Annotated in this window: 16 protein-coding genes and 1 pseudogene; 1 reads left to right on the top strand and 16 read right to left on the bottom strand. The window is 47.9% G+C overall.

Annotation, left to right across the window (positions count from 1 at the left end; translation table 11 throughout):
• Nucleotides 1-55: 55 nt before the first annotated feature.
• The 5 genes from MUB35_RS08370 to MUB35_RS08350 all read right to left on the bottom strand — a co-directional run bounded on the left by MUB35_RS08370 (nt 56) and on the right by MUB35_RS08350 (nt 5,157).
• Nucleotides 56-1,441: an ABC transporter permease gene (locus MUB35_RS08370; protein ID WP_033143781.1), complete on the bottom strand. Its 1,386-nt coding sequence runs from the start codon at nt 1,439-1,441 to the stop codon at nt 56-58.
• Nucleotides 1,441-3,228, bottom strand: coding sequence for a hypothetical protein (locus MUB35_RS08365; protein WP_052099726.1), 1,788 nt, complete (start codon nt 3,226-3,228; stop codon nt 1,441-1,443). Before MUB35_RS08365 ends, MUB35_RS08370 begins: the two co-directional genes overlap by 1 nt.
• Complete coding sequence (locus MUB35_RS08360; RefSeq protein WP_244806042.1) at nt 3,225-3,923, bottom strand: ABC transporter ATP-binding protein; 699 nt, start codon at nt 3,921-3,923, stop codon at nt 3,225-3,227. Before MUB35_RS08360 ends, MUB35_RS08365 begins: the two co-directional genes overlap by 4 nt.
• Before the next feature lie 371 nt (nt 3,924-4,294).
• Entirely contained in the window at nt 4,295-4,927 is a 633-nt protein-coding gene (locus MUB35_RS08355) for a sugar O-acetyltransferase (protein ID WP_081960555.1), read from the bottom strand.
• Nucleotides 4,924-5,157, bottom strand: coding sequence for an HPr family phosphocarrier protein (locus MUB35_RS08350; RefSeq protein ID WP_054350965.1), 234 nt, complete (start codon nt 5,155-5,157; stop codon nt 4,924-4,926). The genes MUB35_RS08355 and MUB35_RS08350 overlap by 4 nt, the downstream gene beginning before the upstream one ends.
• Nucleotides 5,158-5,310: 153 nt before the next feature.
• Here MUB35_RS08350 and MUB35_RS08345 point away from each other — a divergent pair, with 153 nt between their 5' ends.
• Complete coding sequence (locus tag MUB35_RS08345; protein WP_033143778.1) at nt 5,311-6,168, top strand: AraC family transcriptional regulator; 858 nt, start codon at nt 5,311-5,313, stop codon at nt 6,166-6,168.
• A gap of 49 nt (nt 6,169-6,217) precedes the next feature.
• Here MUB35_RS08345 and MUB35_RS08340 read toward each other — a convergent pair whose 3' ends face one another.
• The 11 genes and pseudogenes from MUB35_RS08340 to MUB35_RS08290 all read right to left on the bottom strand — a co-directional run bounded on the left by MUB35_RS08340 (nt 6,218) and on the right by MUB35_RS08290 (nt 17,530).
• Nucleotides 6,218-7,051 (bottom strand): HAD-IIB family hydrolase, encoded by an 834-nt coding sequence (locus MUB35_RS08340; RefSeq protein WP_033143777.1) that lies wholly within the window; start codon nt 7,049-7,051, stop codon nt 6,218-6,220.
• 59 nt (nt 7,052-7,110) lie between these two features.
• Nucleotides 7,111-8,181 (bottom strand): Ldh family oxidoreductase, encoded by a 1,071-nt coding sequence (locus tag MUB35_RS08335; protein WP_052099725.1) that lies wholly within the window; start codon nt 8,179-8,181, stop codon nt 7,111-7,113.
• 290 nt (nt 8,182-8,471) lie between these two features.
• Nucleotides 8,472-9,422, bottom strand: coding sequence for a hypothetical protein (locus tag MUB35_RS08330; RefSeq protein ID WP_244806041.1), 951 nt, complete (start codon nt 9,420-9,422; stop codon nt 8,472-8,474).
• A 341-nt stretch (nt 9,423-9,763) separates the two neighbouring features.
• Entirely contained in the window at nt 9,764-11,101 is a 1,338-nt protein-coding gene (locus tag MUB35_RS08325; protein WP_033143629.1) for a hypothetical protein, read from the bottom strand.
• A gap of 12 nt (nt 11,102-11,113) precedes the next feature.
• Nucleotides 11,114-11,446 carry a cupin domain-containing protein gene (locus MUB35_RS08320; RefSeq protein ID WP_033143628.1) on the bottom strand — a complete coding sequence of 111 codons (333 nt, stop codon included), beginning with the start codon at nt 11,444-11,446 and terminating at the stop codon, nt 11,114-11,116.
• A gap of 13 nt (nt 11,447-11,459) precedes the next feature.
• Nucleotides 11,460-11,798: pseudogene (locus MUB35_RS08315) on the bottom strand (flavin reductase family protein); the annotation flags it as partial.
• A gap of 156 nt (nt 11,799-11,954) precedes the next feature.
• On the bottom strand, nt 11,955-13,469 hold the full coding sequence (locus MUB35_RS08310) for a xylulokinase (protein ID WP_033143626.1): 1,515 nt from the start codon (nt 13,467-13,469) through the stop codon (nt 11,955-11,957).
• A 13-nt stretch (nt 13,470-13,482) separates the two neighbouring features.
• Complete coding sequence (locus MUB35_RS08305; protein WP_033143625.1) at nt 13,483-14,451, bottom strand: NAD(P)-dependent oxidoreductase; 969 nt, start codon at nt 14,449-14,451, stop codon at nt 13,483-13,485.
• 153 nt (nt 14,452-14,604) lie between these two features.
• Nucleotides 14,605-15,876, bottom strand: a complete 1,272-nt coding sequence (locus MUB35_RS08300) for a TRAP transporter large permease (RefSeq protein ID WP_033143624.1) — start codon at nt 15,874-15,876, stop codon at nt 14,605-14,607.
• Entirely contained in the window at nt 15,873-16,439 is a 567-nt protein-coding gene (locus MUB35_RS08295; RefSeq protein WP_033143623.1) for a TRAP transporter small permease, read from the bottom strand. The genes MUB35_RS08300 and MUB35_RS08295 overlap by 4 nt, the downstream gene beginning before the upstream one ends.
• A 38-nt stretch (nt 16,440-16,477) precedes the next feature.
• Nucleotides 16,478-17,530, bottom strand: coding sequence for a DctP family TRAP transporter solute-binding subunit (locus MUB35_RS08290; RefSeq protein WP_033143622.1), 1,053 nt, complete (start codon nt 17,528-17,530; stop codon nt 16,478-16,480).
• Nucleotides 17,531-17,979: the final 449 nt, after the last annotated feature.

The raw sequence follows: 17,979 nt of genomic DNA, 5'->3' as shown, positions 1-17,979 counted from the left end.
TTATAATTCAAACTATACCACAGTACGGCCGAAATGATAAGTATATCCGCTGGTTTTATGATTTCATGGCCTCCAGTGCCGAAATTTTCACAGCTTTGTTCGCCGGGTAATAGCCTGCTGCCACGCCCATGAAAACAGAGAACAGAAGGGCAAAGCCCGCAAGCCACAGCGGTATCACCGACATGACGGTACTTCCGCCGCCCATCATGTCCATGCCGCCCGCTGCCATCATATCCATATCCCCTCCGCCCGGGGCCAGGGAGGATATATGGTTCATCAGCCAGGACACCAGATAGCTGAGCAGGATACCAATGCTTCCGCCCAAAAAACCAATGGCTGCTGCTTCCAGCAGGAACTCTTTCCTGATATCCCCAAGAAAACAGCCCACAGCCTTCATGATCCCGATTTCCCTGGTTCTCTCCGTAATGGACATGATCATGGTGTTGGCGATTCCTATGGCCGCCACAAGAAGGGATATGGCCCCCAGGCCTCCCAGCATCATCTGCTTCTGTCTGGCGTCCTTCTCCATAGGTTTTCGGATGGATTCCATGGAATACGTCTGAAATCCCATCTGCCGGACCATATTTTCCACCTGTTCCACGCTTTTGATATCCTTAACATTGACTACAACCTGGGAGTACTCCTTTGCCTTTTTCTGACCGCTTATCTTCTGGATCTGTTTCTGAAGTTTTTCCATATCGCTCAGGCGCATGATGAGTCCGGAACCTGTCTCCTCCCCTGCATCGTAATTTTCTTTCAGCTGTCCTACGATTTTAAGCTTCTGGATTTCCTTCCACTCCGCGACGGAAGAGGCTGTCTGGTTTTCTCCCGGCTCGGAGGTTTTTTTCTGCTTTTTTTCCGCCACAGAAAGTTCGGTTCCCATTGCCTTGAAAAAAGGCTTCGCATCCTCATTGTCCCAGTAATCCACCACATTTTTTCCTTCCGGGCGTCTGCTGTCTGTAAACTGATAGGCAAAGTGCTGTCCTGCCAGGACTTCAAATGCCCTGTTCTTCGGATATTTGCCGTCTGTCAGGGTATAGCCCATCTTTTCCAGATCCTTTTCCGGGATTCCTATGATGGTGGCGGAAGCGTTCTGGAATCTGTTCTTCTCGCCGGCAGTGAGCTGCAGTTCTCCCAGATCAAGCGTATTTTTTACGATGGCTGAGGTCACATCGGGAAGCTGCCCCATCTGCTTTACAGCCTTTTTATCCAGCAGGGTTTTGTGGGCATCCTTTGCAGGAGACGGAGTGACCGTGATCCTGGTCAGATTTCCCATCTGCGCCAGCATCTGGTCCTGTGCCTGTTTCATGCCGATTCCAAGGGACACCATGATCACAATGGCACAGCAGCCAATGATCACGCCGGAGACGGTGAGGGCAGTCCTGCCTTTTCTGCGGTACAGATTCCGGATACACATCTGCATGATATCAAAAAATGACATTATAAATTCTCCTCTTCTTCTGACAGTGATTTTTTCCTGCGTCTGCGGCGCCATATATACACACCTGCAAGGGAAAGTACACCCGCAGCCGGTATCACTGCTTTCACAGCCGATGTTCCCGCACTGCCGCTTTCCATCTCCTCACTGCCCGGCATCACTCCGTCCATGGACCCTTCTGAGAACTCATCCGGATTTCCCTGGGCGGCTGTCAGTTCCACCTCCTTTTCCACTGTCATCTCATTGCCGGATACGTCCTCATAGGTCACCAGAATTTTTGCCTTATGCTTTCCTTCTTTTGGCGGTGTCACGAAAAAATCAATGGTTCCGCTGGTGCCGGCCTCCACATTTCCCAGAAATTTATAAGTTTCTTCGCTGGCCATCTCTGTCTTCAGCCTGGCCTCCACGTTGCTGACTGTGGTTTTCCCTTTGTTTACATAGGGGATGGAGATGGCAGTCTCCTCATTTGCGCTGATCTCCTTTTCCTTCTGGATATCTCCGAGGCTGAAACGGTCCGGCTGGGCATAGCGGACAGACAGTTTTTCCGTGGAGGTCACCTGGGTTCTCTCCTCCTGTTTCAGGTACTCATACTTGAAATTCAGCTCCAGCTTGGCTTTATCCGCCTGTTCCTGGGGAAGTGCTTTCAATCTTACCACCTTTGTGACGGACTCCTGTGGTTTCATCCGCTCTATGTATGTGGTATTGGAGGAATCTTCTATGGAAAGTGCCTCTCCTGCTTCTGCGGACATGACTATGTTTTCTATTGTATTTTGTTTGCTTGTGTTATAGAGGACCATTTTCAGCTCAAATTCCTGACCGGCGGTGATGTTTCTGTCATATTCGTACTGGCTGACAATAATATTGGGGGTCATGGGGTCCAGCTTCTTCTTTCCGCTCTCTGACGCACCGCCTCCTGCTCCGTCACCGGTGCCTGCGTCGCCGCCCTCGTAACCGCCGTCTCCCCCGCCGCTGTTATCCTGGCTGTCTCCCCCGCTGTTTGACGCCTCGGCACTGTTAGTCTCACCGGAATTATCTACGAAGTTTTTCCCATTGTCTGCTGCAACAGGGAGAAGTATATCTTCCCGGTCACTTCCAGTCCGCGTCTGGCCCTCTGCCTGGTACTCATAGGAGACTTCCGCCTTCATTACCAGTGTGGGGACATCTCCAGAAAGTTTTCCGGCGGATAACTTTACAGCAACCTTTTTCGTTTCATCTGCAGCCAGACTGCCCACCTTGATGGTGCCGGTTTTCTGTTCCGCTGCCATTGCTAAGCCCTCGGGTGTCTCGATCTGCAGTTTTACATTCTTAAAATCTGTGTTGGGGGATGTATTTTTCAGAATAAGGCTGACCTGAAACTCCTGCCCGGATTCCAAGCCTTTGCTCATCTCTTCTCTGGAAATGGATACTGCTGTCGGCTCCTGCCCCTGCTGGTCTTTATCCGGCTGACCGGGATTGTCCGATTGACCTGAGTTCTCCGGCTGACCGGAATTGTCCGATTGGCCCGGTTTGTCTGATTGACTGGGCTTATCCGGCTGGCCGGAGTCATCCGGAGCAGGCGGTTCCCGGTTTTCATCCTGAGAGGCTGTATTCCGGACACCTGCTGCAGATATCTGCTCCTGTCCGTTCTCCTCCTTTCCACTGCTGCCGGACTGATTTTCCAATGCGCTTTTTGCCGTGCTGCTGTCCTGTCCGGCCTCTGCTGCCGAAACATTGTATAAAAACAGATTGCCGGTAAGGCCCAGGCAGATGATTCCTGCAAATAACCTTTTTCTAATTAATTTTGCCTTCATTTTTTATCCTTTCTCTCATCCTTTACTATATTTCCATCTATCAGAGTCAGTATCCGGTCCGCATAGGATGCCATCTCAGGGTCATGGGTTACGAGTACAATGGTCTGCCGGTTCTCCCTGGCAAATGCCAGGACCATTTCCATAATCTGCGCCGTTGTCTTGGTGTCCAGGTTCCCGGTTGGCTCATCCGCAAAGATCACATCCGGGTTTGCGGCAAAAGCCCTTGCAATTCCCACGCGCTGCTGCTGTCCGCCGGACATCTGTGAGGGATAGTGGCTGAGGCGCTCCCCAAGGCCCACCATTTTTAAAAGCCGGGCGGCCCTGGCTTCTCTCTCCTTTTTCCCATACCCCTGGAACATGAGAGGCAGCGCTGTATTTTCCAGAGCAGTCATATATGGCAGCAGATTGTAGGACTGGAAAATAAATCCGATGTGTTTCTGCCTGAAGGCTGCCATCTTTTCCTCCCGCAGTTTTGTAATATCCACGCTGTCGATCACAATTTTTCCCTCTATGGGTTTTTCCATGCCTGCAAGCTGGTTCAAAAGTGTACTCTTGCCTGAACCGGATGTGCCGAAAATACAGCATATCTCACCCTTTTGGATATCTGCGTCTATCCGGTCCAGAGCAATGACTTTTTCCGTCCCTATTCTGTAAACCTTTCGGACGCCGCATATTTTAATCATTGCTTCCCGCATTCTCTCTACCTCATTTTCCTGCCTGATGTTTTTGTTTCTCTTTACGGTATTTACTATAAATCCTAAATCTTAACAGATTCTGATGTGATTCTGAAAAAATCTTAATTCCTCTAACAGTATGGCAAGGAGGCGCAGTGTGAAACAGTGTATGGATAACAATGATCTTCATCGTCGTTAAAAAAATCATCGGATATTGTGTCAGGAATGGCATTGATCACGGAAGCACTGATCAGACCATTGCAGAATTTACAAAAAAATACAGTTTATCTGCCCCCTGCACCAAATCTTCTACACGACCGGTCCAGAGTACAGTTAAACTGCATCTCTAATTTTTTCGTATTCTGTTATACTATAATATGCAAAACTTTTTCTCAATCTATATCACTTTTGGTATCGCGGTATTCCGTTCTCAATATATCAAAATAATCCGTCTTTTCCTCCCCGGATATTTGCCGTATCACCCTGCAGGGGACTCCCGCAGCCACCACATTCGCTGGAATATCCCTGGTGATGACACTCCCTGCCCCGATGATGGAATTGTCCCCGATCGCAACACCACAGTCGATATGTACCCCTGCCCCGATCCAGACATTGTTTCCAATCTTCACAGGTCTGGCAAAACACGCCCCTGCTGCTCTTTCTTTTGCATCAAACGCATGTCTTGTCGTATAGATACCCACCCGCGGCCCAAACAGTACATGGTCACCAATCTCTATTCCGCCTCCATCCAGCATGACACAGTCAAAATTCGCATAAAAATCATTTCCGATATGGATGTTAAATCCAAATTCACAGCGGAAGGATGGTTCAAAAAATACATTCTCCCCCATAGAACCTAATATCTGTTTCAGAACCTGCTCCCGCACCTGCGGCTCTTCCCCATAAGTGCGGTTGTACCGGTCTGTAAGGCGGACGGTTTCTTTTCTTGCGTTCACCAGCTCCTCCGTCAAATCATTATACAGCTTTCCTGTGATCATCCGTTCCTTCTGTTCTTCCAATGTCATAACTGTATTCTCCTTTCTCTCAGCCTGCACTCTATTTCTTCATTTTCCTTTTCCATATTGATCTCTACTGGTTCCTGCAGATTCAAGCTGAAAATGCCAAGTATGGATTTTGCATTTATCCTGTGCCCTCCTTGAATCAGTTCAATATGCCCCTCGCAATCCGAAGCTATATTCACAAGCTCTGTGATATCCCTGATACTTTTCAGGCTGACACAAAACGATTTCATCATTGATCCGTCCTTTCTTTTTTTGCTTAACCCTATAGTAGTTCAGTTCCGTTTGATATTCTATTTATAATCTTGCCGAGAACATTTCTTATCTTGTCATTTCATTGACTTTAGGAATATCCGGCAGTAAACTTAAAATATAAAGGAGGAAAACCCATGGAAGCCAAATTCTTATCCCGCTCTTCCATTTACAAGGGAGACTATGACTGTCTGTTTCGGACACCCAAAAATGAGATGCGTTCCAACCTGCATTATCATGACTTTTATGAAATTGTTGTCTATCTGGGGAATGCAGGTATTTTCAAAATCAACGGCAAAGAATATCTGATCAGGCGGGGGGATATTGCCCTCATCAACATGTTTGATCCGCACACCCTGATCTATAACAAGAATACTTATTACGAGCGTTTCAGCATCAGCATTGACCCCAATCTGCTCCTGTCTTTCAATACTGCCCAGTCAAACCTTCTGGATATCTTCAGCAAGGACAGCAGGAATTATCCAATTTTCCATGTGGAAGGAAAATGCTTTGACAAATATCTGCGGATTCTGGAACAATACCGGGACCAGAAGCCTGCCCATGGCAAGGATATCTTTGAAAAGGCGCTGATCCATCAGCTGGCCTCCTACCTGTTCAGCGACTGCTATGACGGCATCCATTTTGATAATACGGATTCCCGGCATGTGTCCATGATAGCCAAACTGGTGGACTATATCAACAACCATTTGAGTGAGGATCTGTCTCTGGGTGTACTGGCCCAGGAAGTGAGTTACAGTGAATATTACATCTGCAGGATTTTTAAGAAGGTGACGAATTATACGCTCACCAATTATATTGTGGAAAAACGCATAGCCCAGGCAGCCCACTATCTCACCGGAGATATGACCATCAACAAGGCCGCAGAGAAGGTGGGGTTCAATAACTACAGTTATTTCTATAAGACATTCAAGAGATACATGGGGATGAATCCTGCGGAATACAAAGAACAACATACACAGGCTAATAATAATTGAGAGGAACTGCTGCCAGTCCCTCTCCACTTTTTTTCTGATACCCAAGCAACTAGACGTTAAGTCCCCACTCCTCAGCCAGAAACGCCGCTACACCGTCATGATCACAGTCAGGCAGCACCCGGTCCACCACTTTCTTTATTTCAGGCAGCGCATTCATGGGCGCATAGCTCCTGTCCGCAATCTCTATCATGGACAGATCATTGAAGTTATCCCCGAACACCACCAGCTCCTCGCTCCCGGTGATTTTCATCAGCTTCTTCAGAGCGTTTTTCTTGCTTGCATGTGCACTGAACACCTCCAGGCAGTACATCCCGTTATAGATATTCAGATAAAAGGAATACTTGATCCCCTCTATCTCATCCAGTTTCCTGCACACCGGTTTCAGCTCTTCTTCCGTCCCGGTACATGTCAGATATACAGGATCTCCCTTCTGGACCATTTCCTCTGCTTTCTTTGTAAAGGTGACCTCTGCACATTTCTGAAGCGCCCTGTCACTGTAATACTGGGTCTGCTCCTCCATCCTCTTTTCATCATAATAAATGCTGATTCCCCGGCTGTCATACGTGTACAAAAAGCAGGACATCCCGCAGTCTTTGAACGCACGTATCACTTTCTGCGCTGCACTTACAGGAACAGCTTCCGCGGAAATGATTTCTTCGGATTGAAAATCATATAAAAATACCCCGTTCGTCACAATTCCCGGTACATTCATATGCAGGTCCTTCAACCGGTAATCACAGCCGTAAGGCATACGCGCTGTAGCCACTGAAAACAGCATTCCCTTTTCTATGCAGCGGTTGATGATATCCGCTGACCTATCGGAAATCCTTTTCTTTTTATTGAACAACGTCCCATCCAGATCGGACACATACAGGCTTTTCATAAACTTTTCTCCATTTTCTATTTATTCCTCGCAGAGATATTCCCTCTGCGAATCCAGAATTATGCTTCTTCTGCTGTGAGAAATGCCATCTCAGCCATCTGGATTCCAAGTGACCTGCCTGTCTCAGCAAGCTGCTCTGCCAAAGCCTCCGGGAGAATGATTCCATGTTCCAGACTCCTCTGTTTGTTGGTGTATTCAATCTCCCCGGGATATTTTGCGCTGCCCACGCCCTCTTTTACAGGAAGGGCCTTGATATCCTCAATGTACTCCTGAGCATCCTTATGGAACTGTGAAAGCTCCCTGAAAGCCCGGATATTGATACAGCCAAAGCTCTGGCTGGACAGCTCCGGTGTGGCCGGAAGATCCTGGTCATTTACATTAGGTGACAATACACCGCCTGAGAGCAGTGTGGTAAACAATTCCACAATAAAGGCCACACCGAACCCCTTGTGCTCTGCCATGGGAACCAGCATTCCGTATTCGGACAATTCTGTGGTGGGATTGCCCTGCTTGTCCAGAAGCCATCCCTCCGGAATCGGTTTTCCTGCCAGGGCATAAGCCTTGGCTTTTCCAAATGCCGCCGCGCTGGTCGCCATGTCCACACAGACTTCCGGATATTTTTCACCTGCTGCAAAGGCAAAAGAGAACGGATTATTGCCGATAAACGGAATCGTCACTCCCGGAGGTGCCATGGAGGGGTCCGTATTGGAGCAGGCAAAACCGATACAGTCCTCCCCGGCCAGCTTCATAGCCCAGTGGCCTGCCATGCCGAAATGGTTGCTGTTCTTTACGGACACAATAGAGATCAGGCTGTTCTTCGCCTTTTCCCTGGCAATCTTCACCGCCTTTTCCCCTGCAACTGCACCGAGACCGCCTTCCGCGTCAATAACTGCTGTATTGGCTGTCTCCTGCACCACAGGATATGTACTTTTTAGGGAAGCTCCGCCGCCGTTTATCTTTTCGATATAAGGCTTCATGCGGATAACTCCATGGCTGCTCACGCCGCGCACATCTGCATGGACCAGCAATTCCGCTATAGCCTGCGCGTCACTTTCCTGCAAACCTGTTTTTTCAAACACGGTTTTTGTAAAATTCTTAAGCTCTGCTGCTGATACTTTATAACTCTTCATATTGCTTTCCTCCATTTATTTTTTTGCTTTTTATTTCTTTTATATTATAAATCGATTATACGATTGGCCTTGTTCTTATTCAATTTAATATCTTGCCCGGTATATGTCTTATATTGCTTTTTAAGATTTACCTATCCGTTCTGATTGTGACGGCCCTGGATTCGGACCTTTTCCGGCATAAAAAATACTCCTTTTTGATAAGAATTGTCATATCTTAATCCTCACCAAAAAGGAGCTCTCTTTTTGTTAAAACACAAAACGAATTACACTGTCTGCTTTAAAGCACTCTTTTACATCTTTTTAGAAAATTTCTCATAATAATATTCTGCTTTCTCTCTGTCCAGCATAAAATGCTTCTGCAATTTTTCTATAATAATTGTTTTCCCTGCTTCTTCCTCCTCCTTTTCAGTTATAAATGCCCTTATCCCCCGTTCCAGACCTTTTTCTATTCCTTTTTCGACCCCTTCCTCATAACTGAGCTTCTTCTCATTTTTAATATGGCGTTCCGCATTATACTCTGTCAGTATCACGTCTTTCACCTCTCCACGCTCTTTCTTCAGAAAATCCGCAAGAATGCCTTCCGCAATACATTCTTCCACCGCCCTGTCCACTGCACCCTCCAAATCTTCGGGGTACATTTCCAGATACTGCCGCACCTTGGATACAAAAGAAGCATACTGCCACAACAAGCTGCAGTCTTCCATCAACTGTCTGTTATGTCCTGCATTAATATTCAGAACCGTGGCCACACATTCCAGGCAATAACTGTCCTGCTTCTTCTCAAATGCGTCACTCAGACGGTACTCCCGGCGGTCCGGTTCTTCCTCCGATCCATTATAAAATACAATATACCGCGGCAATGGGATTTTGATACGGCTGCCGGAATACAGATCAAGCTCTCTCTTTTCCACATATCCCTGATATACTCTTGCGAAATAGATCAATCCCCGCAGAGGCATATTGGGATTTCTGGTAGATTGGGCTTCATACAGATTCATCACACTGTCGATCAAAAAGGACAGGTCATTCTTTACGCCCATATAAATGGCCCCTTCGATCGTAGTGATCTCCAAATCCTCCGGATTTTGATAATTGGAATGATTGATGGCATTATAAAGCTTCAGTGCAGCCTTTCTGTTCCCGAAGATCATGCGGAACAGGCTATCCTTGTAATTTCTGTTTACTTGTTTTTTTCTGAGTGCCCTGCTTATGCTTCTCCTTCTGTTTCTGTTTCTGTTCATATTGCCTCGTCTTTCCAAAGCAGCGAAAGCCTCAGGAACCTGTATACATTATAACAGAAAGATACCCGTTCCACAACTTGCCGCTCCCGCGCTTTTTCTTATTCAGTTGTTACTACATTGTGAATTCCGGCAGAAATTGCCGATTTAATGAAATTGAAAAATAGAAAAATCCATATCAGAATATGTGGAACAGTATAGCAGATACAGCACTCCACTGCAATAATATTTTTTAAAAATTTATAGAAAGTTTACCCCATCTTTTTTAATTAAAAGTGCCGGAACGGCAGTTTTTTGACCCAACCGTTCCGACCAGAAATAAGTGCGCAGGCCTGATTGATCAGTTAGCAAAACGTAACCTTCTCAATCCCCATAAACTTACACAGCAGGCTCATCACATCTGTATAATCTCCTTCTTTCACCAGAAGATGATGGTCCATTCCCTTTTCCATCAGTGTATTTACCACCTGGCTGGCTTTTCCGGACACGTGGAGTTTAACAAGGAGTTTCTCTCCCCCCTCTACCCATTCCTCATGGGTGGCTGCCTCCACATCGGCCTTTTCCACCAGAAGCTTATACTGTCCCCTGTTTCCCACAATGCTGGAAACGGTCACACTTTCCATGCCCTTCAGCGGCACGCCCACGAATGTGCCTTTCTCGCCGCTTGGTGAAATCTGTACCTTGTCGATGCTCTCTGCCAGGGAATGGGCTGTGCTCCCCTCATGAGCCAGGGCCAGGATATTGTTCACATCATCCATGCTGCCCACCTCGCCGAGGGCACAGGCGCCGCCCTTTGCCGCCAGATTCAGCATATACATCACCATGGTGTGGCCGATATCTCCCTCTGTGTCCACGATCATCCCCTCGTCTGCCAGCCAGGAGGATGTCAGGTTCATCAGTCCGCTGTACATGGGATAACACTCCGCTGCCATGGCGTCCAGGGAATACCGCTCAATGACTTTTTTTGTAGAGAGATATACCTTTGCCATATACAGCATGGTCTCCTTATCCGCCAGCACCTTTCCGGTGCGCTTTGACAGGCAGTTAAGTGTCTTTTCAGCTTCCTCATCGCTGATCTTATCTGCCCCTTCCGTAATCTCGCTCATTTCAATATGGATCAGGGTCACACCAAATTTTTTTGAAAATTCCCACTCCTCTGCGGACATATCCTGGGGACCTGCCACACGCCATGTCTGACGGGGGCCCACAAGGGCAAGGCGCATTCCCTTTACCGCCCTGATGATCTGGGATGCCTGGGCCGCTGCTTTTACTCTGCCTGCAGGTGCCTCATCTTCCGGCAGTCCGTAAACGTACTCGTATTCGATGCCCTGACCTTTCAGGATGGAACCGAAATGCTGTACACATCCGATGGAAAATGTCTCTGTGTAAGGCACTGCCCAGAAAATTGTGGGAATCTGCAGCTCGTTCATGAAGATATACTGCATGGAGTCCATGATCCATGTCACTTCCACAATAACCAGCGCATCCAAATCCTCTTTTTTAAACTGTCTGCATACGTCCACCGCATCCGCCGCATCCCATGCCACCTTATCTGCGCATACCACTTCTAACCCCTGGCTGCTCAGTGCGTTTTTCACTCCGTTTATCAATTCCTCTGCTCTTTGTCCCCCGCTCTCAAATCTGCAGGTGACGCCTACAACTCCTACTTTTGGCTGGTTCATCTCTAATTCCTCCTATTTGAAATGGCTGGGAGCACAGCTCCATGTAATGACTGCCGGCTCCATTCCTATATTTGTCAGTTCGTGGGGTTCCCCCTCCTCTACCAGGATGATATCCCCCTCAAAAAGCTCATAGTGTCCTCCCGTATGGGGATTTCTCATGATCACATGTCCACGGCTCACAAAAAACACTTCATGGGACAACGGATGGCCGGGATCGATGCCCCCGGTCTGTCCGGGCAGAAGGGTGGAGGAACCAAATGTGATCTTACCTGTTTCCAGATATTCTCTGCAGACTTCCGGTCCGTCCAGGGAAATCCGCGCCTCTTTCTCTCTCATAACTTTCATATCTTTCCCCCTCCTAAAAGAAATCCTTTTCTCTGTATAAAAGTGCCTCTCCGGAAAATACCTGTCCACTGACCGCTTCCGCAATAAAAATACAGTGGTCAGAGCTTTCCGTCACACTCGTCACCTCACATATGATGCAGGCGGCAGCACCTTTGATAAAGGGCAGCCCTTCCTCTGTAAATTCCACATCCACTTCCGCCAGCTTGTCCTTTTTTCTTCCGCTGACACTGCCGCATTTCAGGGCAGTCTCTCTCTGATCCTTTGTCAGAACGCTCACGGAAAATCTACTGCTGGCCTTCAGAAGCTCTGCGGTGTAGTGGCTCTTTGAGACTGCCGCCATCAGCATGGGCGGCCTTCCCGATACCTAGGACAGCCAGGCTGCTGTCATCAGATTATATTTTCCGTCTGCATGGGTACCAATGACATATACGCCGTGCGTCATGGTGTTCATGGCAGACCGGATATTTTTTTCGCTCATAAGTTTGCATCCTTATCTTACATATTCGTATTACATTTTTTCAAAGCATTCGGTCAGGTCAGAGAAAAGTTTACGGTACATGGCGTACCCTTTCTCATAGGCCTCCCGGTTGTGGGCAGAGGGTGTGATGCGTTCTTTGACTTCCACCATACTGTCCACTGCGCTTTCCACACTCTCAAAGATGCCCGTGGCAGTCCCTGCCAGTATGGCGGCTCCCAGAGATGCGGCCTCCACGGATTTGACGGTCTCCAGTGTCACCTGATTGATATCTGCCTTGATCTGACACCATACCCGGCTCTTGGAACCGCCGCCCAGGGAACGAATCTCTTTTACCCGGATTCCCATGTCGTTCAGTGCTTCTATATTCCGCCGCAAGATATAGCCCAAAGATTCCATAATAGATCTCATAAAATGCGGCATGGTATGCTGGAGGGTAAACCCGAACCAGACACCTTTCGCCTTGGAATTTACATCCGGGGCCAGGGACCCCGACAGATGAGGAAGCATGACCAGGCCGTCAGAACCGGCCGGTATCTTTTCCACCTGCTTACTGATCATATCGTAGGCATCCTGACCTCCTCTTTTCTCAGCCAGCATTTCCACCTCACAGAATTTATCCCGGAACCAGCGCAGGGTCATGCCTCCGTTAGTGAATGTGTGGATCATATACATTCCGTTTACAGGGAAACAGAACAGGGGCATTTTACATGCAGGATCAAATACGGGTTTGTTGACCGGAACACATACGGCAAGTGCCGCACCCACAGTCTCGGAGAACATGCCCTCCCTGATATTTCCTGCACCGATGGCGCCTGCCGCCTGGTCAAGCGCGCCGGTGCAGACCGTAAGATCCGTTCCGAGGCCCAGCTCTGCTGCTACCTCGGGCAGGATTTTTCCCACTATCTCCCCGGATTCCCTGACAGGGGCAAGCTGTGATTCCTTGATTCCCAGAAAATCCAGCATCTCCTGCCAGTAACTTCTTTCAATAATATCCCAGTAGGTGGAGGAGCAGACAAGAGATGGCTCTGTGGCATATTTTCCTGTCAGCCTGTAGATAAAGTAATCCTCGATCAGGAGAAACTTGTCTGTGTTCTGAAAAACTTCCGGCTCATGCTCACGTACCCAGAGGATTTTCGATGCGGGCCAGCAGGCCTCAAAACTGACCTGGCCTGTTTTCTGATAGCACTTGGCATTTCCGAAGGCCTCCTTAAGCATCTCTGCCTCCCTGACTGCGCGGTTGTCCATCCATACAATGGCATTTCTTAGGGGCCTGCCGTCCTTGTCCAGAAAGAAGATGGTCTCCCCCTGGGCGGACATGGCAAGGGAAATCTGCGCGTCCTTTGCTATGGTGTAACGGCTTTTTATATCCTTCAGACCTGTGCAGAAGGCATCCCAATATACTTCCGGTTTTTCCTCCACATAATTAGGGGCAGGAGTCAGTAAATCGTATTCCTGGGTGGAGACAGCCAGCAGTGCACCTGTCCTGTCAAACAGGGCGATCTTCATTGCAGTGGTTCCAATGTCCAGACCAAGCAGCAATTTCATTATCCCACCTCCTCTATTTCAAAACTTCCGGATTCACCACATTATAGGGTTTCTTCCCCTCCAGCACTCCGATGATTCCGCCCAGTGCCTCCCGGCACATGCCCATGCGTGCCTTCAGGGTACAACTGGCGATATGCGGGGTCAGTGTCACGTTGTCAAGCTCCAGAAGCTCCGGTTCCACATTCGGCTCATCCTCGAACACATCCAGGCCCGCGCCCTTGATCGTGCCGTCCTTCAATGCCTTTGCCAGTGCTTTTTCATCAACAATAGGGCCTCTCGCCGCGTTGATAAGATAGGCGCTGTCCTTCATGGCCCGGAATACTTCCGCATTGAAGATATGATGGTTCTCCGGAATATACGGCATGTGCAGGGTAATGCAGTCACTGTTCTTTACCACATCATCGAAGCTCATGTACGTTACGTTATATTCTTTTTCCACTTCCTGTGAAGCTCTGTATTTGTCAAAGTAGATGACTTTCATCCCAAGTCCCTGGGCTTTTTTGCAGACCATCTTTCCGATACGCCCGAAGCCCATGATTCCCAGCGTTCTGCCGTAGACTTCACAGTCGATATCTGAGAAATTCGGTGAGTTCCACACACCGCGGCGCACCTCCCTGTCATATCTTGCCACACCTCGCATGGTGGCGATCAGTAGAGCCACTGCATGTTCCGCTGTGGCCTCCGTCACTGTTGTGGGAGTATTTACAACAGGCAGCCCCACCTCTGTGGCATATTTCCAGTCTATGTTGTTGTAGCCCACGCCGAAATTGGCGATGACTTTCAGGTTCTTTGCCCTGTCGATCACCTTTTTGTCACCCTCGTTGTCCAGTATGAAATAAGCATCATAATCCTCGATCATTTCGTATACCTCATCATAAGAAAACGCGTGTTTTTCTCTGGACGGACAGGTGAAATCATAGTCTTCTTTATATGGGGCAAGGCATTCTTCCGGAACCCATTCTGAAATCAGTATTTTTTTCATAGATTTTACTTCCTTTCTGCTGTTTGATCACTGTTTTCATCATACCTGCAATCGCCTGCAGGGTCGATGGGCAATCTTGCATTTATCATTTCTTATCTTGTCATTTTAGCTGAATCCTGTCCTGCATATGATTGGACCTATTACAGGATTCCATCAAAGAAGGAATGTACTGATCCCCGGCACCAGCGCAACCAGAATACAGATCAGAAATACCGTCACGATCAAAGGCCATCCTTCTTTTATGTAGTCAACCAGCTTCACTTTCGTAACCGACATGCAGGTAAAGAGCATTACCCCGAAAGGCGGTGTAATGCCGCCGATGGTATCCATGAGGCACATAACGATACCGAGATGGATAGGGCTGATTCCCAGCGCTATGGCGGCAGGGACTAGAAGAGGCGGCAGTATGATCAGGGCAGCCGCTGCATCCAGGAACATGCCCAGGATAAAGAGGAACAAAAGGACCAGCATGATGAATACATATTTGTTGCTTGTCAGGTTCAGAAGCGCGGAAGCCATGTTCTGCGGAATCTGCTCCCAGACCATATACTGTGAGAACAGGCCTGCTGCCGATAAGATCAGCAGAACGTTAGCTGTGCTTGACACGGAGTCAACAATAATATGTTTGATATGTTCTCTCTTCAGCTCTTTATATACGAATTTACCGATGATGATGGAGTAGACAATGGTCACCGCACCGCATTCCGTGGGTGTGAAAATCCCCATCCTCAGTCCCATAATGATTCCAAAGGGCAGAATCAGTGCCCAGACGGATTTTTTAAGCTGAGGCCATATTTCCTTCCAGGTTGGCCTGTGGCTCCTGGATGCAATAAACCCTCTTTTTTTCGATACGATATAATTGGTGATCATAAGGGAAATGGCGATCAATATTCCCGGTATGTAACCTGCGAGGAACATGTCCCCGATAGATACACTTGCCGCCGTCGCATAGATGATCAGGCAGATTCCCGGCGGTATGATGGGTGTGATACAGGAGGATGCCGCTGTGATCGCCGCCGCATAACCTTTTGTATATCCTCTCTTCTCCATTTCCGGCACCAGCATCTTGCTCTCAAAGGCACAATCCGCGCAGGAGGAACCTGAGATTCCGCCCATGAATGTGCTGAGCAGCACATTCGTATGCCCCAGACCGCCTGTAAAATGCCCTGTCAGCACTTCACAGAAATCCATCAGACTGCTGGAGATTCCTCCGTATCCCATGATACATCCGGCTGTGATGAAGAACGGTACTGCCAGCATGGTAAAGGATTCCGATGTGGACAGCAGTGACTGGGTCATGACATCCATGGGCACTCCCTCACACATAAATACAAAATACACAAGCGCTGAAATGATCATGGAAAATGCAACCGGTATATTCAGGAAAAACAGTACAAAAACCAGTAAAATCGGCCATAGATTCATCTTTCTTCACCCCTTTCTTCTGTCTGTTCCCTCTCCTCAAGAACCATATCCTCCACGGTTTCCACAGTAAAGATTCCCTGATATATAGGTCTTGTGTGGAAATAATCCTGGTATCTCACCACATTGATGCAGAAGAAAATAGCATGGATGAACATCAGGCCAAAGCCTACCGTCATGGCCAGAGCTTCAAAAGTATAAGGGATATTCATGATCGGTGTCTTTCTTGTCCACGCATTTACGGAATATACCAGGCTTAAATATGCCGCTGCTCCGATACACACAATCTGCACTATCATGGAAAACATAGTTACCACCACTTTTAATTTTTCAGGAAAAACCCTTACCAGGATATCAATGGAACTGTGCTGATACCGTTTGTACACTGCACTGGCTCCCACAAAGATCAGCCAGGCAAAGCAGAAATACGATATTTCCTCTGCCCAGGGATAGCTCTTGCTCAGGACCAGTCTGCAGAATACATTAAAAACTGTTGCCACAGACATGATACAGAGAGCGATACCAGCAATAATCTCTTCTATATTTACACATATTTTTTTCAGCATTTTTTCTCCTAACCCCCTTTTCAGGACAGGCCGTCTGTCTATTCATGGCCTAACGCTTTTTTCGCTCTGTCATACAAACCTTCCGACCATTCCGGGAATTTCGTATATACAACCTGGCAGGCTTCCTTAAAGGCTTCTGTGTCAGCTTCGTGGAATTCTACGCCCTCTGCCTCCATTTTTTCTTTGATCGCCTCTTCGTCCGCAAGCACGTGCTCTGTGGTGTACTCGGCAAAGCTGACGGCTTCCTCTTTCAGAATCGTCTGCAGATCCTCATCCAGGCTCTTGTACACATCTGTGGATATGATGATTCCATCCGGTGCTATAATATGAGATGTCATGGTCACGTGTTTGGCAACCTCCTGGAATTTCGCAGCGTAAATCAGGGAAAGCGGATTTTCCATGGCATCACAGACTCCCTGCTGCAGGGCTGTGTAAACCTCTGAAAAAGCAACGGTTGTAGGGCTTGCGCCCATGGCCTTTACCATCTCGATCTGAAGCGGGGTACTCGGCACACGGAATTTCACACCCTTCATCTCACTCAGGTCAGCAACCGAATGCGTTGCAATGGTCTGTCGGGTTCCGTAGTAACCGCTCATGTTGTCAAGGACTGTGATGCCTGCATCTGCACACTTCTGTGCCAGATCTTCACCGAATTCCGAAAATGCCAGTTCCTTAATTTCAGACACGTCATCATACAGGTAAGGGGCAAACATGATGGCATAATCCGGACAGTAATCCTTCAGCAGGGCAGGGTCCACATAATTCATCATGTAGCTTCCTCTTCCAATCTGTTCAATGACCGCGTCGTCATCACCCATAACAGAATCCGCAAAGACCTGAATCTCCAGTCTTCCGTCACACCGCTCATTCACTTTCTCTGCAAATGTCTCGATGTCCTTGGATATGACGCTGTCACTGGGAATAGAGTGCGCGAATTTAAGCGTTATCTTTTTTCCGCTCTGTTGTTCCGCTCCCGCTGCTTTCACTTCACTTCCGCTTGTCTTGTTTTGGCCGCTGCCGCCGCAGCCGGACATCATGCCTGCCGCCAATGCTGTTACTGCTGCAAATACTATTACTTTTCTCATCTTCATAATCTGATTTCCTTCTTTCTTTTTTATTTGTAATGGTCCCGTCCTCTTCCGGATACCGGCTTACAGAACCTTTCCAACTGCCGAAAACCTCTTTGCGATAATCCGATGCCTGATACCGCTGTCTTCTCATACGGTCAGCGCAGGAATTGCGCAGACCTGTCTGGACGGTTAGAAACAGTTACCATATATCTTCTGATTCATCTGCATGTTTTTTCATCCCCCGGGCATTTTATCCACTCCTTCCCTGTCACTGTTTCAAGCACTTCAATGTAATAATAGAATACAGGAAACTTGTGTCAAATTCTATAATATATCTTGCACACGGGGTTTCTTTTCTTGTCATTCTGTATAGTATCTTTTTGATTTTCCATCTGTTTTCATCACTTTATCCTAATCCTGCTGTTGATCCGGCGCGTACCGGAACGAGCCAGAAATTTTTTTCACTGTAA

It is taken from the genome of Blautia sp. NSJ-175 (genome assembly GCF_022867815.1).
In the GTDB taxonomy this organism is placed as follows: domain Bacteria; phylum Bacillota; class Clostridia; order Lachnospirales; family Lachnospiraceae; genus Blautia; species Blautia celeris.
The sequence above is the reverse complement of the archived record's forward strand: the minus strand, read 5'-3'. Positions and strand labels throughout refer to the sequence as shown.